We start from the raw sequence: 21,420 nt of genomic DNA on the forward strand, positions 1-21,420 counted from the left end.
TTAATTGTCTATATCCCAATTCATAAAATTGCCTGTAGCAACGATGTTCCCAGATGTATAGGAGAAATCGAAATCAACGTAATCGGACTGGCAGGAGATCGTATCACTGCAGCAAAATTGGCGGTCGATGTTGAAGCTGATTCGAAATCTACCTTTCTTTTCGATATCGTTGAAAGTGAAACTCGAGACGCTAAGATCGCCGATCTGCGGTGCGCCATCTTTGTCGGATAGGCTGTCGAATACCGCTTCCTGCAGCTGTTTGCGGTCTTCGGCTGTGATCTGATCGAGCAATAAGGTGAAATTTTGCTTGATTTTCTGTAATGCTGTATCTGTAACCGGTATGTTTAATGTGATTGTTGACATGTTTTTAGTGTATAAGCTAGTTGATGTTCGAGCTGCTGTTGGTCTGGAAAATATGTTGTTCTGATCTTCGGATCTAATGAAATCTGTGAAGAAATGGCTTTAAAGGCCAGGTAATGGAGTTCCGAGACCGATAAGCACGTGACCGATGTGCTAAAAGTAATGTTATTTTCTGCCTGCAGGCTGTAGAGACTCTTTGGTAATGCCCTAAGTTTGATCTTACCCACCAGCACATTTAATTTTTCTTCCCAATAGCCGATTTCGTCTGCTAGCTGCTGGAGTATAAATTGTTTCTGCCAGTCATGTAGCTGTTTTTGATAAGTTGTCCCTTTACAGTACAAGGTAATGGTTCTGTTTTTAACCAGAATTTTGTTCGAGGTGGTATTCTTGATGAGTTTGAGTAAATAGTTTTGTTGAAAGAGACGTACCGGATGTTCTTGATACTCGACTTCTTCAGAAACTGTTCGGCTATTCTTGTTATTTTTAATAAACTGTTCTAAGGTGCTGATTTCAAAGTCGACGGGAGCAAAAATGCGCGCAATGCCCGGATGTTGCTCCAAGCGGATTTCTTTGGAATCGGTTGTAATGATTTGATAGTTTTTTCCAGCTATTTCGATTTGCATACTGAAATTAAATGTTCGACCTTGTAAACATAATACTAACTTTTATTAAGTTTGTCATTAAATTAAAACAAATAAACGGTAATATGAAAAAACATTCAGTTCTTGCCGCTTTACTGATGTGCGGAGGAATGCTCTTTGCACAGCAGCAGCCGGCAATCAATACAGCCTTTATGGATAAGAGTGTTCGTCCTCAGGATGACTTTTACAATTTTGTAAACGGTCAATGGATGAAGACAGTGTCGATACCTTCGGATAAAGCGCGATGGGGATCTTTTGACGAGCTTCGTGAAAACACAGACATTGCGACGTTGAAGATCTTGAAAGAATCTTTAAGTACCACCTTTGCAAAAGGTTCTGACGGTCAAAAGATCGGTGATTTATATCGCTCTTATATTGATTTTGATAAACGTAACCAATTGGGCGTAACTCCAATTAAACCTTATCTGGATAAAATCGATGCGATCAAGGATTTTAACGGTCTGTACAATTATCTGGTTGAGGTGACGCCAATCGGTGGCAATCCTTTTTTCGGTGCTTATGTCTATGCACACTTAAAAAATAGTAACGTCAATACGGTTTATTTAGGTGCTGCAAGTTTAGGTCTGGGGCGTTCTTACTATCAGGTTGTAGATGCTAAGAATACGGAAACTTTAGGTGATTATTCTAATTTTATCTCGGCGCTTTATAGTAAAGTCGGTCAGCGTACGCGTGACTTAAAGGGTCCGAAGATTGTTGCTTTTGAAAAAGAACTGGCTAAAAACCTGAAAACAGTGGAGCAGTCCCGTGATGCTGAAAAGCGTTATAATCCGGTTGCTGTTGCTGATCTGAAGAAAATGGTCAAAAACATTGATATTGCCAAATATCTGAAAGATACGGGTTTTAAGGCGGATACCGTGATTGTTTCAGAACTGGCTTATTATCAGAACCTAGACAAGGTATTGAAGCCTGAAAACCTAGAAGCGATTAAGGAGGTCTTGAAATTTAACGTGATGAATGATGCTGCGGCATATTTAACAGCGGACCTGGATCAACTTAATTTTGATTTTTGGGGTAAAAAATTGAAGGGTCAAAAAGAACAACGTGCGTTGGAAAAAAGAGGAGTTGAATTTGTCAACAGTGTGGCAGGTGAGCTTTTGGGTAAACTTTACGTGAAAGAGAATTTCCCGCCACAAGCAAAAGAGCAGGCAGAGGAATTGGTCGGTTACCTGATCAAATCTTTCCAGCAGCATATCAATGATCTGAAGTGGATGTCGGCCGATACGAAAGTAAAGGCTTTAGAGAAACTTTCGAAATTCAATGTGAAGATCGGTTACCCGGATAAATGGAAAGATTACACTACGTTAAATGTGGGTACTTCTTTATTTGATAATATCCTGAGCGAGCGTAAATGGGCTTTTGCAAAGAATTTGGATAAGCAAGGTAAACCTGTCGACAAATCGGAATGGGGTATGACACCACAAACTGTCAATGCTTATTACAGTCCTTTGTTTAATGAAATTGTATTCCCTGCAGCGATCTTACAGCCTCCATTCTATGATTATAAGGCAGATGCAGCAGTTAACTTCGGTGGTATCGGTGCGGTTATCGGTCATGAGCTGTCTCATGGTTTTGATGATCAAGGAGCTAAATATGATGGAAACGGTAATTTGAACAACTGGTGGACCGAAGAGGATAAGACGAAGTTTGAAGCTTCTGCTGATGCATTGGTAAAACAGTTTGAAGCTTATGAACCGGTACCGGGTGTGAAGGTGAATGGCCGTTTTACTTTAGGTGAAAATATAGGTGACTTAGGTGGTTCTTCTGTTGCTTTCGATGCCTTGAAAATGTACCTGAAAGATAAAGGTAACCCAGGTCTGATTGATGGATATACACAAGAACAACGTTTCTTTTTATCGTGGGCTACGATCTGGAGAACTAAAACAACGGATGAGTTTGTTGTGAACCAAGTGAAGACAGATCCGCATTCGCCAGCTCAATATCGTGCTTTTGCGCCGATCATCAATTTAGATGGTTTTCATGAGGCATTCGGTACGAAGGAAGGTGATAAATTATTTGTCCCTAAAACGGATAGAATTGTGATCTGGTAGTTCTTATTTGTATAGGAAAGATCGAGATTAAAATAGAAAGCCCTTACAGATTCCTGTAAGGGCTTTTCTATTATTTTAGTTAAGAGGGCTAGAATTTTTTTGACTTCTGAGTCTTCTAGCCATCTCACTTATTAGTTAAGTAACTTTTTAAAAAAGTAATGCTCGGATCTGTTTTTCATCTTCCTGGATCTGATCTTTCATTTCCTGTAAGGAGTCAAAACGTTCGTCATGACGGATGAAATGCAGGAATTTTACGCGTAATGTCTTCCCATATATATCATCATTGAAATCAAATAAGCTTATTTCAATGCTTCTGTTCATTCCATCTACTGTTGGTCGGGTACCAATGTAACCCATTCCTTTAGCAATTTTGATTGGCTGTATTTCTACGTATTCGCCTGTGGTAATATTTTGTAAATGATCGAAAATATGAACTTCAACAGCATAGATACCGTATGCAGGAATTAATTTGTGTTGTTCGTGCACCTGCAGGTTGGCAGTCGGAAAACCGATTGTACGGCCGATTTGGTCCCCGCGGATCACTGTTCCTGTTAATTCAAAAGGATAGCCCAAGTAAAGGTTTGCGGTCTTGATATCGCCGGTAATCAGTGCAAGGCGTATACGTGTTGACGATACTGCAACGTCGTTGATGTCCTGTTCGGGGATTTGTTCCACCGAGTAGTCAAAAATATCAGCGTACTGTTGCAGATCTTTTAAGCTTCCACTTCTATCTTTCCCGAAATGATGATCGTATCCGATCACTATTTTCTTTGTGCCGAGTTTTCCGACCAGTACATTGCTGATGTATTCTTCAGGTGTCTGGTTTGAGAAATCGCGTGAAAACGGTGTGATGATTAAATGGTCGATATCCAATTCAGATAGTCGGCTCACTTTTTCTTCTATATCATTGATAAGACGTAAACTGTCATCATCCGGATTGATAATTAATCTAGGGTGAGGGTAGAAGGTTAACAATACGGTCTCACCGTTAATTTTTTTAGCGCATTCTTTTAGATGAGTTAATATTTTTTGATGACCGATATGGACACCATCAAATGTACCGATGGTAACAACTGCATTTTCCAATGCTTTAAAATCATCTAAACTTCTATAAATTTTCATTTAATGAAATATTTTTCGAGAAATTAATCAATAGAAATCAATCGTTACAATTGAGGTTCTGTGATACTAATTTCTTTGTGAGCCTTTATTTTTTGAATTAATTCTTCTAGGTTCCAAGCATTTTCAACTTGGTAATCGCCACTTTTCGTTCTTCTTAGTGAACTTAAATGTGCACCACTGCTAAGCGCTTTTCCGAAATCGTACGCCAGGGAACGAATATATGTTCCTTTGCTGCATGATACTCTGAAATGAACGACCGGCATTTCTATTTTTTCGATGATAAAGCTGTTAATGGAGACTTTACGTGTTTTTAACTCGACTGTTTCGCCACGGCGAGCCTTTTCATAAATACGTTCTCCGTTTATCTTGATTGCTGAATGTGCTGGTGGATATTGGTCGATATCTCCTTCGAAGGTTTTCGCTGCATCGTGGATCATCTGCTCCGAAATATGATCGATCGGAAAGGTTTCATCAACTTCTGTTTCCAGGTCGTAAGAAGGGGTAGTACCACCTAAGGTGATCGTTCCTGTGTATTCTTTATCTTCAGCTTGATAGCTGTCTATTTTTTTTGTGAATTTACCTGTACATACAATTAGTAAACCGGTAGCTAGCGGGTCTAATGTACCTGCATGGCCTACTTTTATCTTTAATGGTTTAATGGAGTTACGAATTTTCCCCACCACATCAAAGCTAGTCCAGGTCAGTGGCTTATCTATCAGTAACATTTGTCCTTCGGCAAATGAAAATACCTTTTCTATTTGATCTTTCTCGTTATTTTCCATTCATTAGTTCAATTGCACTAGATCATTGATTTTGTTTTATTTGCTGAATCTCGTTAAACGAAGATTTTAGTAAAACAAAGTCAAGCTGATTTTGTATTTTTTTGCAAAGGTACTCATATTATTTTTCACCATAGCGGGTAAAAGTAAGCGTAGCGTCAAAGTATTAGTTATTCCAGAAGAATACTAATAAAGCAATACCAATAATAATGCGGTACCAGCCCCAGAATTTAAATCCGTATTTCGTTAAGACGGTAATAAATGATTTAACTGCGATCATAGCGACTATAAATGCGACAACATTGCCGACAATAAAGACGATGATATTTTCATTGCTGGCAAATATCATCTCATAACCTTTCTGCGCATGTGCTGTTCCTTCGCCCCATGTTTTTACAAATACGGAGTAAACTGTTACAGCAAGCATAGTCGGAACTGCTAAGAAGAATGAAAATTCTGCTGCTGCTCTACGGTCTAATCCTTGCGTCAAACCACCGATAATAGATGCTGCTGAACGGGAAGTACCTGGCATCATGGCTAGACATTGCCAAAAACCTATAATTAATGCTTTCTTAATCGGAATCTCTTTTTCATCTAAGATGGTTGGATTCTTGAACCATTTGTCAACAAATAGCAGGACAACACCACCTAATACCAAGACGGTTGAAATAGCGATTTGATTGCCTAATACGGCTTCGATTTTATCGTCCAGTAGTTTTCCTAAAACCAGTGCCGGAATAACAGCAATAGCTAGTTTGTAATACAGCTGGATATTTTTGATGTCGAAAAATTTCTTCCAGTAGAGAACTACGATGGACAGGATGGCGCCAAATTGGATAGACACCTGGAACATTTTGAGGTATTCACTTTCCTGCATACCCATTAAGGCTGCAGTAAAGCCCATATGGGCTGTAGATGAAATCGGAAGATACTCAGTTAATCCTTCTACAATCGCTAGAAGGATGGCTTCAAATAAGGACATAGTGTAATTCTACTTTTATTTAGATTTTGGTTTGTAAAGAATGGCTACAAAACCCAATGCAAAACCAAGTACTATGACGATGGGAGCTAACGTGATTTTAGTAAAACTATAGATATCTGTATTACCGCTCATAAGCAGGAAACCGATGATAACGATAATGATACTAACAATAAATAATTGATAATTCAATTTTCCGAAAACAAAAGCACCTTTGTTTGTCGTTTCAGATTTTTTGATTTGAGCCATTTTTAACTGTATAAATCGTTAGATTTTGCTTTTAAATATTTGGTTACGGCAAAGTATGTACTTAAGCCAGAAATTAGAATTCCGATTGCGATGACCACGATAAAGATCGCGGCAAATTCGTACCAGTTTCTTAAAAATACCAGTTCTGGAATCTGCTGCTGTGCAAACTTCAGTGTGAATATTAATAATAGGATGGCGATAAGCGAGCCCAATAGTCCATGAATAATACCGTAGGTGATGAATGGTTTACGGATGAAGTTTTTGGTTGCTCCTATTAATTGCATGCTTTTGATCAGGAACCGCTGTGAATAGATCGCCAGACGGATGGTATTGTTGATGAGGGCTACTGCTATCACTAATAAGATCGCGGCAAACGCCAATACTACAATACTGATAATACGTACATTTTTATTGACCATATCGATAAGCGATTCTTGGTAAACCACTTCTTTGATTCGGGTGTTGCGTGATATTTTGTCTATAAAGGTTTTGATACTATCCGAATTGGCGTAATCTTCTTTCATGTATACGTCAATAGAAGGAAGCAGTGGGTTGTGGCCTAAGTACTGTACAAAGTCTTCGCCTAAATCTTCTTTCAATGATTTTGCAGCTAGTTCTTTGCTAATATATTCTGTACGTAGGACATACTTATCTTTTTCTAGATCCTTTTGCAGTGAAAGTACATCTCCTTCATTGGTGCCATCGTTAACGATGACATTGAGTACGATGTTTTCTTTTACGTATTTCGATAGATTCTTTGCGTGAACAAGTAATAAACCTAGCAATCCAGTCACTAAAAGGACTAGAGCTATACTGATAACAGTAGAGACGTAAACTGATTTTGTCTTTCTTTTTTGCGTGCTTGATTCGTATTCTGACATAATAAGCAATAAAAATTTATTTGCGAAAGTAATGATTTGAGGGGATTTATTCGAATTATTCTTGTAATAACTTTCTTGCGGAAGTATGAAAATTCGCTATATCCTTTGTAATTAACTTTTCAATACTATCATTTATTGTTTAAACTACAAAACTTTTCTTACAATTCGCTATTAAAATCGTAATTTCGCAAGTCTTACAAAATTCCTCAATACAAAAATGGAGTACAATCACAAATCGTTAGAAAAAAAGTGGCAAAAATTTTGGGCCGATCATGAAACATTCAAATCTGCGGATACACATGAAAAACCGAAATATTATGTTTTAGACATGTTTCCTTATCCTTCTGGAGCTGGACTGCACGTCGGTCATCCACTTGGTTATATCGCTTCGGATATTTTTTCAAGATATAAACGTTTAAAAGGTTTTAATGTTTTGCATCCTATGGGATATGATTCGTTCGGTTTACCTGCTGAGCAGTATGCCATTCAGACGGGACAACATCCAGCGATTACGACTGAGGCAAATATAAACCGTTACCGTGAACAATTGGATAACATTGGTTTTTCTTTTGATTGGAGCAGAGAGGTACGTACTTCCGAGCCTTCTTACTATAAGTGGTCGCAATGGATTTTCATGCAACTGTTCAATTCTTGGTATAACAATGATTCGGATAAAGCAGAGTTAATCGATACTTTAATTAGTCGTTTTGAAAAAACTGGCTCAGAGAGAATTAATGCTGTTTCTGATGATGATGTATTAACATTTACAGGAGCGGAATGGCTTGCCTTTGACGAAGAAAAACAACAGCGTGAGTTGTTGAAATACCGTATTGCGTACTTACGTGAAAGTACCGTGAACTGGTGCGCAGCATTAGGGACAGTGCTGGCGAATGACGAGGTGATCAATGGTTTTTCTGAGCGTGGGGGGCATCCGGTGGAGCAGAAGAAAATGATGCAATGGTCGATGCGTATCACTGCCTATGCTGACCGTATGTTGCGTGGTCTGGAGCTTGTGGACTGGCCAGAGCCTTTGGTGGAGATGCAACGTAATTGGATCGGTAAATCTGTGGGTGCATTAGTGAAATTTCCAGTTCCACAGCTGGAGACGTATATTGAAGTATTCACCACCCGTGTCGATACAATATTTGGTGTTTCATTTGTGGTATTGGCTCCGGAGCATGAATTGGTTTCAAAATTAACGACTGCTGATCAGCAGGCTGCAGTTACTGCATATATTGATAAAACAAGTAAAAAATCGGAACTGGACCGAATGTCTGATACAAAAACGGTGTCGGGTGCGTTTATAGGTTCATATGCCAAACACCCGATTACGGGAGAGGATGTTGCGATCTGGATTGCTGATTATGTATTGGCGAGTTACGGTACAGGTGCTGTAATGGCTGTTCCTTCGGGCGATCAACGTGATTATCTGTTCGCAAAGCATTTTGATCTACCGATCGTCAAGATTTCTGACTCGCAGCAGATTGAAGAGGAAGCGGATGGAAATAAGGATGGTAAATATATCAACTCTGATTTTATGAACGGCTTGAACTACCAGGAAGGTGTGGCTGCTGTAATTGCAAAGTTGGAAGAATTACAATTAGGAAAAGCTAAAATTAACTACCGGATGCGTGATGCGATCTTTGGTCGCCAGCGTTACTGGGGTGAACCGGTTCCGGTTTATTTCAAAAATGGATTGCCTTACTTAATAAAGGAAGAAGAGCTTCCTTTGTTATTGCCTGAGGTGGACAAATACTTACCTACTGAAACAGGTGAACCACCTTTGGGACGTGCGGAAAACTGGAAATACGAAGATCAGTACGAGTATGAATTGAGTACAATGCCAGGATGGGCCGGATCTTCTTGGTACTGGTTCCGTTATATGGATCCTCAGAACACAGAAGCTTTTGCTTCGAAAGAAGCGGTAGATTACTGGAAAGCTGTTGATTTATATATCGGTGGTTCTGAGCATGCTACAGGTCACTTGCTATACTCACGCTTCTGGAATAAATTTTTGAAAGATTTAGGTTTCCACAATGAGGAAGAGCCTTTCAAAAAACTGATCAATCAAGGGATGATCCAGGGACGTTCTAATTTTGTATACCGCTTATTAGGCGATGAAGGAAAAGCAACAGATACGTATGTTTCTTATGGTTTGAAAGATCAGTACAACACGATTCCATTACACGTAGATGTTAATATTGTGGTTAACGATGTGCTGAATCTGGAGAAATTTAAAGCGTCGAGACCAGATTATGCCGCTGCTGAATTTATTTTGGAAGACGGTAAATATGTCTGCGGAACGGAAGTGGAGAAAATGTCTAAATCAAAGTTCAATGTTGTCAATCCTGATGATATTATCGAAGCTTATGGTGCAGATACACTACGTTTGTATGAAATGTTTTTGGGTCCGTTGGAACAGGCAAAACCTTGGAATACGAATGGTATTGAAGGTGTTTACAAATTCTTAAAGAAAGTATGGCGTTTGTTCCATGATGCTGAAGGTAACTTTAATGTATCGGATGTGGAACCTACAAAAGCGGAATATAAAGCTTTGCATAAGATTATAAAAAAGGCGGAGGATGATATTGAACGTTTTTCATTCAATACGTCGGTTTCAGCTTTTATGATCTGTGTGAATGAGCTTACTGATCTTAAATGTAATAAACGTGCTATTTTAGAACAGCTGGTTGTTGTACTTCAGCCTTATGCACCGCATATTTCGGAAGAGCTGTGGTCGTTATTGGGTAAAGAAGCTGGATCGATCTCGTATGCGACTTATCCGACATTTATTGCTGATTATTTAGTGGAATCGGAATTTGCATATCCGGTATCGATAAACGGTAAGATGAAAATGAACTTATTGTTGGCATTGGATCTAGACGCAAAAGCTGTTGAAGAAGTTGTTCTGGCCAATGAAGATGTACAGCGCTATATGGACGGTAAAGCATTGAAAAAGCTTATTTTTGTTAAAGGGAAGATTATCAATATTGTAGTTTAATCTAAAAACGCTATAATCATATAAAAAATGCGCTTTTGATTTATTCAAAAGCGCATTTTTATGTTTTATACTATTGTTCCTTTATCGTTTATGATCGCTGAATTTTTATTCTGGCTCTTGCTCTTACACTGCCAGATTCGGTTATCAAGGTATAGGCACTTTTCGCATTTGATTACTTTCAGTTCGATATTTCTAACTTTATAACCAGAACTGTCTTGAAACCTGAAAGCAGGTTTTAAAACAATACATCTTGAAATGCTTCAGTTTTATCAAATACAGATTTTGCAAAAGGGCAAAGGGGCATGATCTTCGCATTTTTTTTGCGGGCATAATCAACTGCTTCGAGTACCATCTTTTTGCCGACACCATTGCCGTTAAATTCCGGGTGTACTTCGGTATGATCAATAATGAATTTGTCTTCTCCAGCCCAGGTATATTCCATCAAACCAGCTTCTTTACCATCGATTTCTGCGATTATTTGACCCTTCTTTTCGTTTTCAATGTTTTTTATAGTCATCTCTTTTTAATTTAATAAACAGCTAATTTCTGCCTTTGGTTTTTTAAAAATAAGATTTTTATAACAAATTTTTTTCATTTAAATATTTCCAATAACGTTTTGGTAGACTCTGAACATGTAGTTTTGTGTTTTTTCGTTCCTTGATATTGACTGATTCAAAGTAGTTTTTCCAGAGATCACTGTAGCGTGATTCTTCTTCGTCTAAGTGAATTTCGATTTGATTTTTAGCTAAAGTATCGCTGAATTTAACTTCTGTTACTTCCATTAAATCATAGTAGATACCATATTTTCGCTTCAGATCATAGATAAGCCATTTTTGGTCTGCATAGCGTTCTTTGAAAAACTTCACAATTAGCGGTAGGACATTAAAATCAGGTTCTAGATTAGCAAAATATAAACCATCTTTCATTTTTTGAAACCTGACAAATGCTTTTACCCGGTGTCTTTCTCTGGAAACAGAGCGAACAATTTTTTTTATCTGTAAGATATCGTCATGGCCATAGTTTTGATTGGCTTTGGATTCTGATCTAAAATAGTAAATAATACTTCGCAATATCAAAAGTTCTCGATCTTTGATTTCTGAAAGATGGACATAATAAAGTTCTTGGATCCCCTGAAGACCTATTTTTTTTTCAAGACCGAGGAGTACGCGTCTGGCTTTTTCATTATCTGTGCTGATCAATTCTGGAGCAGTAAAGAGGCCCGTTTGGCTAGATGAAGCATGTTGCTGTATAGCGCCGACCTGCCATTTGTACTCAAAGGAGCAAAAGACACATGTCATTAGTCCTGACCAGGTACCATCGTAGTTCAGCGTTTTTAACATCTTAGAAAAGGGTTAATTGTTGACTGTCGTTTTTAATGTACTTACTGCTGGATTGTGCCAGAATATATTGTTTGATATGGGATCCGGGCTTGTCCGCATAGAGTTGTTGAAAACCGAGACAAGTAATAAAATACTTTGCCCGATTGGTGGCTACTCCTAGCTTTTGCAGGTTTTCGAGGCGTAATGGACCGAAGCGTCGAGCCAGAATGATCTTTTTAGCAGACTGTACACCAATACCTGGTACCCGCAAAATAAAATGATAATCTGCTTTATTGATATCGACAGGGAAGGCATGTTGATTGCGTAATGCCCAGCTGAGTTTTGGATCGATATCGAGATCTAGCAAGGGATGGTTGTCATTGACAATCTCGTCTGCCCTGAAGCCGTAGAACCGCATGAGCCAATCGGACTGATACAGTCTGTTTTCGCGTACCATAGGAACTGCAGTGCCAATTTCGGGCAAGCGCTTGTCGTAGGAGATGGGTACGTAGCCGGAATAGTAGACACGTTTTAAATGATAATTTTTATAAAAATGCTGTGCTGTTTGGATGATATGTTTATCTGATTCGCCGGAAGCGCCAATAATCATTTGTGTACTTTGTCCTGCTGGAGCGAATGTCGGTGTAGATTTGATGATCTTTCTTTCCTCATTTGTTCTGATAATTTCATTTTTTAGATAGCGCATAGGAATGATCATATCTTCCCGGCTTTTATCGGGCGCTAAAAGTTTGAGTCCTTCTTTTGTAGGTATCTCGAGATTGATACTCAAACGGTCGGCATACAATCCAGCTTCATGGACGAGCTCATCGCTTGCTCCAGGAATGGTTTTTAGGTGGATATAGCCATTGAATTTATGTTCCAAACGTAATTTTTTAGCGATGGACACTAATCTTTCCATCGTATAATCGGCATTTTTAAATATACCTGAGCTTAAAAATAGTCCTTCTATGTAGTTCCTCCGATAAAAGTTGATCGTCAGATCGACGACTTCCTGTACGGTGAATGCCGCCCGTTCGATATCATTGCTCTTTCGTGATACGCAGTAAGCACAATCATAAATGCAATGATTGGTTAACAAGATCTTCAACAAGGAAACACAACGTCCATCTTCGGTATAAGAATGACAGATGCCGCCTTGATTGGCATTTCCGATTCCTTTATTTTTATTAGCTCGATTACTTCCGCTCGAACTGCAACTTACGTCGTATTTGGCGGCATCGGCTAAAATATTAAGTTTTTGAACTATACGATCTGACATAACGCTGTTAATTTTAGTAAATATACTAATATTATTAGTTATCTATGTCAATTGCGATAATTTATAGCAAATTATTTTATTTATGATATCAGAAATAAAGGAGGTTACTCGGATTTTGTAGCTTACGATGCGATCAATATTTTTAAGGTGTTTTTAAATTTCCTACCTTGTATCTGAATTTTTAAGGGGATGTGCATGTACGAAGTTTTGGAATTAAATTCTTCAGTAAGAATAGTATGGAAATGGATAGCTTATATATTGAACAGGTTATTGCAACGAGGACCTGGAAATTACGTCAGCAGGTACTGTATCCGGAAGGCTCGTTAAAGGATGTGATGATTGATGCGGATTTTGACGGGACGCACTTTGCGGCGACCATAGCAGGGGAGCTGATAGGGGTAATCTCTGTGTTTAAGATAGAAGAGGGGCACTATCAGTTTCGAAAATTTGCGGTTCTTCCTCATTTTCAGGGAAATGGTATAGGTACTGCACTATTCAAATCTGTTGTTGACTTTTGTCGGTTATGGAATGGTGTTTCGCTTTTTTGTGATGCACGGATAGCAGCTGTTCCTTTCTATGAAAAACTAGGAATGCATATTAAGGGAGAGCACTTTTTCAAGAAAGAACTTGAATATGTTCGCATGGAAATCGGTTTATTTAATCAGAGCAGACATCAAACTGATATATAAAGTGATTCGGTTGAGTGAAGTCGTATCGCATCTAAAGCGCTATTTGCCGCGAACGTAACGATGTGCTAATTCCAAGTTTTTAAGTTTTGGGGGTAGAATTTCCATTCAGGTGTTCTGATTACATCGCCAGACAAGACGTACCAAGGGCTTAAAGATTTGTTAACGGGATTATTGATAATCTGCAATTCCTGTGCAGGCATATAACTTTGAGCCATTAAAACCAGTTTCTGACCATTTTTAGGGTTTACGGCTATATCGACAATAATAATAGCATGTCCAATCGGATTTCCTTTTTGGACAAAGGTATCACCTATTTGGACATCATCCATGGATTTGACAGTTGTCAGTTCATCGTGGAGGGAGCTTGTATTGGCATAAGCAAAAATATTCTCTAGGTATTTCCAGTATTTGGGATAGGTGTAATCTCCAGAGGCAAATTGTTCATAATAACGAGGTTTACCATCGGACAGAAAATTGAAATGAATATCTTTGTATTTCTTATTTTGGTATAAATAGTCAGCTCGCAACCGCATGACAGCATCTGCACATTGATGTAGGTCTCTTTTTCCTATGGGCAGATCGATTACACTTGCGTAGATGTCTCTTCTATCTTTTGTTCTTCCATTATAATAAGTCACAAGTGACTCAATAGGTTTGAGAGGGAGTTGCTGTAAGAAATAACCAAATTCATTTTTTTTGTAGTTTTCTCTTTCGTAGCCAACCGGGGGGGTGAATCTGTCTTTAATGGTTTTACCCTGGGGATCTATCAATTTTTGATTATAACCATCAACCACATGCAACTGTTTGGGCTTATCCTGAGATTTATTTTGATTGGATGATGCTGTACAGCTGATGAGGACAAAGGGGACATAAATGAGGTATAAGATCTTCATGTGTTTTTTTTTGTTAAAATAAAACATTGTATCCCAATGAGAAACGTGCAAATGGGTAGCTTTTGTTGATATCAGGATAGTCTTTGAAATTACCTTCTAATCTAAAATAACCAGAATTCATGTTTAAAGAGAAGTTTTTCAATAGACGTAGACTGCCACTAATCGATGCTGTATGTAAAAAATAATGGGATTCATTGCCACTTAAGGTAACAAAATAACCACCATGGTATTGTGCTCCGAATTTAAATCTGTTCAGCACACTGATTTCTCCTGAACCGCGGACATCGACACCTGGTCCGTAATTGTAATTACGGCTTTCTCCAAAGAGGAGGTAGGGATCAGGAACTGCGGCCAGTATGACAGGACCACCACCTATAGTTGTTGTTAAGCGATTCTTGCCTCCTAAACTAAAGTTTGATATGACGTTGTAATTCATACTTTGTGCTCCGTAGAAGAAGGCTTCATTATGATAGAAGTCATAATTTGCAGAGAGTACGCCGAGATGTCTACCCGGAAGATTTTTGATAATGCGTTTTCCGTAGAGTGACGCATATACGTTTACGGTGTTGACAAATGAGCTGTCGTCTCCGCCAACCTCCAGATTGACATAGAAATCATCAAACGGTTTTTTGTTTTCAATGTTGTCATTGGTATAGATCAAGCTTAACCGAACAAAATAATCTGTTTTTCCTTTTGTGATAATGTCTAGGTCTTTTGTGTCAAAACGGCGGAAACCAAAATCGACCTCGGCTTTGACTTTAGAAGAATCAATAACAGCTCCTTTTACGACTCTTCCCCAACGGCCATCCAATAAACGATTTAGCCCGTTGACTGGATTAATGAAAAAAGCTAATACTTCTTTTCCTTGCCGCTCGGCTAAGGAACTGGTCGGTCTGGACAGTACATTTTGTGAAATACGGTGTGTGATTTCCCCCAATATAATGCCGCCATAGGTTGTGTTTACTAAATCATTGATTGAAGGGGCCTGTGTCTCTCCTGCAGTTTCCCAGATAAAGCTTCCTGCTAAAGTGGCAAGGGAGGATTGAAGAAAGCTATAGTTGTTGGATCTGAATGCATTAAAATACAGTTGACCGTGATAAGGGTGGGCAATTTGATTTGTAGCAAATGCATTGTCGTCCCATGCCCATGCACTTGGTTTAAGATGTTTGAACCAGTTGTTTAATGTGATGTGCGAGTAGGGATCTTTTCTGATGAAGTAGTTGAAAGAAGCTGGTAATGCCTGAAACATGAACCATTCGGTCGCCGCTCTTGCAAAGTGTTTCCGAGGGTTGTGATTGATGGTATCCTGGTAATTTGGAATCTGATAGCTCTTATTTACATAACTTTGCTTTACAGAGTTATTTGAATAAGGAGTGACCTGAGTGTTGCTGATGACCGTATCGGTGTTATATTTTTCATTTAAAGGTTTAAATTTGTTTACGGTATCTCGATATTCCTGTATATATTCTTGTGCATAAAGAGGTCGTGCAATAGTGATAACCAATAATAGGAGGGGCAAGATAAAAAAGGAAAGAGAAGCGCGCTTCGTTGTTGTAATCATATCTATACTTCAGGCTTAATTTCTTAAACAAGTAATAAACTTAAATAGTTTTAAACTTAATCGGAAAAATATTACTGTTACGCAATCAATCTTGACTTAAGTTTGATTATTCTGAGCCTGCTTTTGTCAGATCCAGTCTGTCTGCTTCCGTAATTGGCCGAATGATCTGACATGGGTTTCCTGCGGCGATGACATTGGCCGGTATGTTTTTGGTGACCACGGAGCCGGAACCAACAATACTGTTTTCACCGATCTCTATGCCAGGATTAACAATAACATTGCCTCCTAACCAGACATTGTCTGCTATGTTGATCGGTTTAGAACATTGCCATCCTTTTGCGCGGTCTTCAGGATGGATCGCATGAGTGGACGTAAATAATGAAACATTAGGACCGAATAAGACATTTTTACCAATTGTAATCGGAGCAGCATCTAGCAGAGTGCAGTTATAATTGGCGAAAAAATTGTCGTCTATAGAAATGTTGAAACCATAGTCGCAATAAAAAGGAGGTTCAATAAAAAAACGGTTGGATTTCGTGTTAAGTAGATTTTTAATGATGATCTGTCTTTCTTTAAAAGATTTTGGTTCGGCATCATTAAATTTCTTTAACTGCATTTTTGCATGGAGTCGTTTCTCGAAAAGCTCTTTTCCAGATTCACGATAATATTGATTCGTTAGATTCTTATTGTCCATGGGCCGAAATTACTTCAAAAAAACTAACTTTGTTGTTGAAATAGAAAAAATTATGGCAAATAATAATTTAGATGCCTTAGCTCCTCAAGAGCTATGGGCGAATTTTTCTGCATTGAATGCAGTTCCACGTGCTTCGAAGAAAGAAGAACGTGTTATCGCATTTATGATAGATTTTGGTAAAAGCTTGGGTCTTGAGGTTACTGAAGATCATGTTGGCAATGTCCTGATTAAAAAAGCGGCAACTGTTGGTATGGAAGACCGTAAAACGGTCGTCCTGCAATCCCACTTGGATATGGTTCATCAAAAAAATAACGATACTATTTTTGATTTTGATACGCAGGGTATCGATATGTTTGTGGATGGTGATTGGGTAAAGGCAAAAGGCACGACTTTAGGTGCAGATAATGGAATTGGCGTTGCTACAATTATGACCATTTTAGCTTCCCAAGAACTGGAGCATCCTGCAATCGAAGCCTTGTTTACGATTGATGAAGAAACGGGTATGACTGGAGCAATGGGGTTGCAAGGTGGTGTATTGACTGGAGATATTTTATTAAACCTGGATACGGAGGAGGATGATGAACTTGATATCGGGTGTGCAGGTGGAATTGATGTAACAGCTACTAAGTCTTATCAAGAGGAGGCTAGTCCTTCTGGAGCTGTTGCTTTTGAAATTGTTGTCAAGGGCCTTAATGGCGGTCATTCAGGAATTGAAATTCATAAAGGTTTGGGGAATGCGAATAAAATCATGAACCGCCTTTTGTATAAATCTTATGATGAGTTTGGTTTACAGCTTGCAACTCTAAATGGTGGAAGTCTACGAAATGCAATTCCGCGTGAGTCTACTGCAACGGTAATTGTTTCTTCTGAACATGAGGATAATTTTGCGTCAGATTTAGCTCCTCTTATTGAAGCTATTAAAACTGAGTTTAAAACAGTAGATGGTGGATTGACAATATCAATTGAAAAATTAACTACTGTTCCTGCTGCTGTTCTTTCTGCTCAAGATCAGGAGTTGTTGATCAATGCAATCTATGCGGCACATAATGGTGTTTACCGTGTGAGCGCAGACTTTGAAGATCTTGTGGAAACTTCTAATAATATTGCCAAAGTGAGTGTTGGCGATGGAAAAATGAGTATTAAATGCTTGACACGATCATCTGTTGAAAGTTCTAAAATAGATTTAGCCCAATCTTTGGAAGCTGGTTTTTCAATAGCTGGATTTGATGTTGTATTTTCAGGATCTTACCCTGGATGGACACCAAATGCTGATTCTGAAATTTTAGAGGTTTTGAAACGTATTTATATTGAACAGCATGAAGAGGAGCCAAAGGTGGTTGCGTGCCATGCTGGACTGGAATGTGGAATTTTGGGAACGAATTATCCTGAAATGGATATGATTTCCTTTGGACCAACTATTTTGGGTGCACACTCTCCGGCAGAGCGGGTATCTATATCTTCTGTTCAGAAATATTGGGAATTTGTGAAACAAATTTTAAAAGAAATTCCTAAAAAATAGGATATTGTATCAAAAATAAGAAAAGGCTTAAATTTAATTTTAAGCCTTTTTTTTGTTTTCTCTATTGCTATTTTAATAAAGTTTGTATATATTTACTTTAGATCGATTTTAATTAAGGGGGCATCACCTCTTTTATTTAAAATAACCTTGATCTTCATGTTTGGCATTCCCATGCTACTGCTGTAAAATATAGTTTAAGAAGGCCTGCCTTTCATTTATTCAAAAAGGACAAAGTTTTATTCTTACTAGAATTGCCAATGTGGTAATTTAGACTAGTTTTTGTGATTAAATATTCAAAATATATCCTTGTGTTTTTATGACTTTAAAATATATTTGTTTGTTTGGTGTTATTTTATCAAAATTTTAGGTGCTAAAAAGGATGTTTTAACATATTCATTTCATGTTAAAATTAGTTAAATAGATATGGGAGTTTTACTTTTGCAGCATCAAAACTATATCAAACACATCTTACATGAAAAAGTCTCTACTTTTTTTTGCTCTTGCTGTCGGGAGTTATGGAACTATCCATGCACAAACAACAACAAGCAGTGTTACAGGGATTGTAAAACAATCTACTGGACAAACAACGACAGGTGCAACTATTAAAATTACGCATCAGTCAAGCGGAGCCACCTTCAGCGGATCGGCAGATTCGAATGGACGTTTTAACATCGCAAATCTTCAAGAGGGCGGACCTTACAAAATTGAAGTTACCTACATCGGTCAAAAACCAGTTGTTTACGATAATGTCTTCTTGAAAGCCGGTGAAGCACTACAATTAGATCCTGTTTTTGCAGAATCATCTGAAACAAATTTAGGAGAAGTTGTTGTTGTAGGTCGTGGTTTAATTGATATCGCGGAAGATCGTAAAACTCCGATTGCTGTTTCTACAATCTCGAAACAAATCATCGAAGAAAAAGTGGGTGCAATGGATATCACTGCTTCCATGGTCAATACACCTGGTGTATACGTATCTGGTCAATCAAAAGGTTTTGGTGAATCTTCCATGACAACACGTGGCTTTGATCAATCTAACACAGCTTTCTTATTAAATGGCCAACCGATTAATGGTATGGACAATGGTCGTGTTTTTTGGTCTAACTGGAGTGGTTTGTCAGATATTGCTTCTTTAGTACAAATTCAACGTGGTTTAGGTTCTTCAAAATTAGCGATCTCTTCAGTAGGGGGGACGATTAACTTTGTGACTAAATCTACAGATATGCAACAAGGTGGTTTTGTTAAAACAACTATCGGTAACGATATGTTTGTAAAATCTACGATTGCTTACAACACCGGTTTAATGAAAAGTGGATTTGCAGTATCTGCAATGGTTACTGGGTGGCAAGGAAATGGTTACATGAAAGGTACTGAAGGTGCTGGCCAAAACTATTTCTTATCTGTTGGATATAAAGTAAACGAGAAGCACAACTTAAACTTAATGGTTACAGGTGCTCCACAATGGCATAACCAAGGTTTTACTTCAGAACTATCAAATTTCTTGAGAGATGGAAGAAAATTTAATGCAAACGTGGAGATGATTAATGGGGTGGAAAGAAATGTACGTAAAAACTACTATCATAAACCGGTTGCTAACTTAAACTGGGATTGGACAATTGATGATAAATCGTCGTTATCTACTGTTGTATATGCTTCTGTTGCTAGTGGTGGCGGTCAATCCAAACGTACTGAAAAAGTAAATCCAACACCATTTTTAGCATCTCAAGTTAATAATCACCAATGGTTTGGTGTAGTATCTAACTATAACCGTAAGTTGAATGATTATTTAAATTTTAATGTTGGTTTTGATTTACGTGACTATAAAGGTGAACACTATATTCAAGTAACGGATAAATTAGGTCAAGAATCGATTTCCCATGAAAAAAATGTGAACTACGGGATCATGACTACTTCTAATACTTACAGCACTAGTCCTTGGAAATCTTTTGGAGATAAACCAAAAACAGGTCAGGACCGTTTAGGTTGGGATTATGAACAAATGATTAGATATGCTGGTTTATTTGGACAATTAGAGTTTGCGAAAGATGGTTTTACAGCTTTCTTCCAAGGTTCCCTTTCTGGTCAGCAAAACAGTAGACAAGATTATTTCCTTTATAAATTAGGTGAAGGTAAATCTAAAGATGTGAACAATTTAGGCTACAATGTAAAAGGCGGTGCAAGTTATACATTAGGTAACCATACCATCTTTGGTAATGCGGGTTATTATTCTCGCCAGCCATACCAAAACAATATCTTCATGAATTACATGAACGATGTTAATCCATATGCTGTTAATGAGAAAATTTTAGGTTTAGAGGCTGGTTACAAATTTGCCTCTGAATATTTTGATGTTAGCGTAAATGCATACCGCACGACATGGGCTGACCGTACAACAGGAAATTCTTTTACAGCTGCTCAAAAAGAAGTTGACAAATATGGTATTGACAAAGTACAGGTCGGAAGTTTAATCTATAACACGAACTATGGTGTAAAACAAGATCACCAAGGTGTGGAGTTAGAGTTATTAGCTCGTCCATTCCGTGGCTTTGAATTAAAAGGTTTTGCTTCCTTAGGTAAATGGGAATATGATGGTGATGCTATAACGATTGTTCGTAATGAAAATCGTGAAGTATTAGAAACTACAACGAGAGATTTAACAGGTGTAAAAGTTGGTGATGCTTCTCAGACAAGTTGGGGTTTAGGTGCTAAATACAAAGTCTTAAAAGGTCTTTCTGTAGATGCTGATTATAGACGTTATGAAGATCTGTATAGTTCATTACCTGCTAATAGACCTACAATGAAATTGCCAAATTATGATCTGTTAGATGCTGGTGTATCTTACAAAGTTGTATTGAGCGATAAGAATGCGATCAGTTTCCGTGTTAATATGAACAACGTATTAGACAAATTGTATATCTCTGAAGCTACTTCAAATGTCGAGTCGAAGGCGAATGCTACATACTGGAAAGGTATTGACACATCTAACAAAGTGTTAATGGGATGGGGACGTACATGGAATGCTTCTGTGAAATTCACATTCTAAGCGAGTACAAAAACAAAACATAATTATACTTCTTAAAAGCCGTTGCAATTTATTGCAATGGCTTTTTTATTTTTCGGCTTCATTACCACCAATGCTTGCTTGCCCTTTACTTTGTCATTATTTAAGGCTCCTGATCAATGTGCTTATCCTACAAGCTGAAATTTTGGAAATCTATTCTTTATTTCTTTGGTGTAATTAGTAATGATTGATAAACCTTTAAGCATGTGTAAGATTATAGGGATAATGCGATGGAATTGTTGTATTGGTATTGTGAAGTTTGTGGAGTAGTGGTGTAATGCTATTGCCATAATGGGATTTCGGTGGTATAAAATAAGGATGTATTAA

General features: G+C 38.0%; 18 protein-coding genes. 5 read left to right on the plus strand and 13 right to left on the minus strand.

Going from position 1 to position 21,420, the window contains the following annotated elements:
* Together HCX49_RS02545 and HCX49_RS02550 are read right to left on the minus strand one after the other, a co-directional pair.
* A complete protein-coding gene (locus HCX49_RS02545) occupies positions 1-363 on the minus strand; it encodes a hypothetical protein (RefSeq protein ID WP_132771340.1) in 363 nt (120 codons plus the stop codon).
* Positions 345-983: a DUF45 domain-containing protein gene (locus HCX49_RS02550; RefSeq protein WP_132771341.1), complete on the minus strand. Its 639-nt coding sequence runs from the start codon at positions 981-983 to the stop codon at positions 345-347. Before HCX49_RS02550 ends, HCX49_RS02545 begins: the two co-directional genes overlap by 19 nt.
* Before the next feature lie 83 nt (positions 984-1,066).
* On the opposite strand from HCX49_RS02550, the gene HCX49_RS02555 reads away from it, so the two are divergent.
* Positions 1,067-3,070 (plus strand): M13 family metallopeptidase, encoded by a 2,004-nt coding sequence (locus HCX49_RS02555; RefSeq protein ID WP_031287693.1) that lies wholly within the window; start codon positions 1,067-1,069, stop codon positions 3,068-3,070.
* Between the two features lie 147 nt (positions 3,071-3,217).
* Here the strand turns inward: HCX49_RS02555 and HCX49_RS02560 are convergent, their stop codons facing one another.
* From HCX49_RS02560 to HCX49_RS02580, 5 genes are all read right to left on the minus strand, one after another.
* Positions 3,218-4,192 (minus strand): bifunctional riboflavin kinase/FAD synthetase, encoded by a 975-nt coding sequence (locus HCX49_RS02560; RefSeq protein ID WP_132771342.1) that lies wholly within the window; start codon positions 4,190-4,192, stop codon positions 3,218-3,220.
* A gap of 44 nt (positions 4,193-4,236) precedes the next feature.
* Entirely contained in the window at positions 4,237-4,974 is a 738-nt protein-coding gene (truB, locus tag HCX49_RS02565; protein ID WP_132771343.1) for a tRNA pseudouridine(55) synthase TruB, read from the minus strand.
* A 163-nt stretch (positions 4,975-5,137) separates the two neighbouring features.
* Positions 5,138-5,953, minus strand: a complete 816-nt coding sequence (locus HCX49_RS02570; RefSeq protein WP_045754414.1) for an undecaprenyl-diphosphate phosphatase — start codon at positions 5,951-5,953, stop codon at positions 5,138-5,140.
* 15 nt (positions 5,954-5,968) lie between these two features.
* Positions 5,969-6,199: a DUF3098 domain-containing protein gene (locus HCX49_RS02575; RefSeq protein WP_021191640.1), complete on the minus strand. Its 231-nt coding sequence runs from the start codon at positions 6,197-6,199 to the stop codon at positions 5,969-5,971.
* 2 nt (positions 6,200-6,201) lie between these two features.
* Positions 6,202-7,080 (minus strand): cell division protein FtsX, encoded by an 879-nt coding sequence (locus HCX49_RS02580; RefSeq protein ID WP_021191641.1) that lies wholly within the window; start codon positions 7,078-7,080, stop codon positions 6,202-6,204.
* 217 nt (positions 7,081-7,297) lie between these two features.
* Here HCX49_RS02580 and leuS point away from each other — a divergent pair, with 217 nt between their 5' ends.
* Positions 7,298-10,081 carry a leucine--tRNA ligase gene (gene leuS, locus HCX49_RS02585; RefSeq protein WP_132771344.1) on the plus strand — a complete coding sequence of 928 codons (2,784 nt, stop codon included), beginning with the start codon at positions 7,298-7,300 and terminating at the stop codon, positions 10,079-10,081.
* Between the two features lie 235 nt (positions 10,082-10,316).
* Here leuS and HCX49_RS02590 read toward each other — a convergent pair whose 3' ends face one another.
* The 3 genes from HCX49_RS02590 to HCX49_RS02600 are packed head-to-tail and all read right to left on the minus strand — an operon-like array spanning position 10,317 to position 12,679.
* On the minus strand, positions 10,317-10,598 hold the full coding sequence (locus HCX49_RS02590) for a GNAT family N-acetyltransferase (protein ID WP_132771345.1): 282 nt from the start codon (positions 10,596-10,598) through the stop codon (positions 10,317-10,319).
* A gap of 58 nt (positions 10,599-10,656) precedes the next feature.
* A complete protein-coding gene (locus HCX49_RS02595; protein ID WP_132771346.1) occupies positions 10,657-11,421 on the minus strand; it encodes a TIGR03915 family putative DNA repair protein in 765 nt (254 codons plus the stop codon).
* A 1-nt stretch (position 11,422) separates the two neighbouring features.
* A complete protein-coding gene (locus HCX49_RS02600) occupies positions 11,423-12,679 on the minus strand; it encodes a putative DNA modification/repair radical SAM protein (RefSeq protein ID WP_132771347.1) in 1,257 nt (418 codons plus the stop codon).
* 242 nt (positions 12,680-12,921) lie between these two features.
* Here HCX49_RS02600 and HCX49_RS02605 point away from each other — a divergent pair, with 242 nt between their 5' ends.
* Positions 12,922-13,368: a GNAT family N-acetyltransferase gene (locus tag HCX49_RS02605; protein WP_165905942.1), complete on the plus strand. Its 447-nt coding sequence runs from the start codon at positions 12,922-12,924 to the stop codon at positions 13,366-13,368.
* A 65-nt stretch (positions 13,369-13,433) separates the two neighbouring features.
* Here the strand turns inward: HCX49_RS02605 and HCX49_RS02610 are convergent, their stop codons facing one another.
* The 3 genes from HCX49_RS02610 to HCX49_RS02620 form a co-directional block, all read right to left on the minus strand.
* Complete coding sequence (locus HCX49_RS02610; protein ID WP_132771349.1) at positions 13,434-14,261, minus strand: DUF4846 domain-containing protein; 828 nt, start codon at positions 14,259-14,261, stop codon at positions 13,434-13,436.
* Between the two features lie 13 nt (positions 14,262-14,274).
* On the minus strand, positions 14,275-15,822 hold the full coding sequence (locus HCX49_RS02615) for a DUF3943 domain-containing protein (protein ID WP_132771350.1): 1,548 nt from the start codon (positions 15,820-15,822) through the stop codon (positions 14,275-14,277).
* Between the two features lie 106 nt (positions 15,823-15,928).
* A complete protein-coding gene (locus HCX49_RS02620) occupies positions 15,929-16,516 on the minus strand; it encodes a sugar O-acetyltransferase (protein WP_132771351.1) in 588 nt (195 codons plus the stop codon).
* A 52-nt stretch (positions 16,517-16,568) separates the two neighbouring features.
* Here HCX49_RS02620 and HCX49_RS02625 point away from each other — a divergent pair, with 52 nt between their 5' ends.
* Both HCX49_RS02625 and HCX49_RS02630 read left to right on the plus strand, forming a co-directional pair.
* Positions 16,569-18,035, plus strand: a complete 1,467-nt coding sequence (locus tag HCX49_RS02625; protein ID WP_206368174.1) for an aminoacyl-histidine dipeptidase — start codon at positions 16,569-16,571, stop codon at positions 18,033-18,035.
* A gap of 472 nt (positions 18,036-18,507) precedes the next feature.
* Positions 18,508-21,075, plus strand: a complete 2,568-nt coding sequence (locus tag HCX49_RS02630; RefSeq protein ID WP_168126029.1) for a TonB-dependent receptor — start codon at positions 18,508-18,510, stop codon at positions 21,073-21,075.
* Positions 21,076-21,420: the final 345 nt, after the last annotated feature.

It is taken from the genome of Sphingobacterium sp. B16(2022) (assembly GCF_012030425.1).
GTDB lineage: Bacteria > Bacteroidota > Bacteroidia > Sphingobacteriales > Sphingobacteriaceae > Sphingobacterium > Sphingobacterium anhuiense.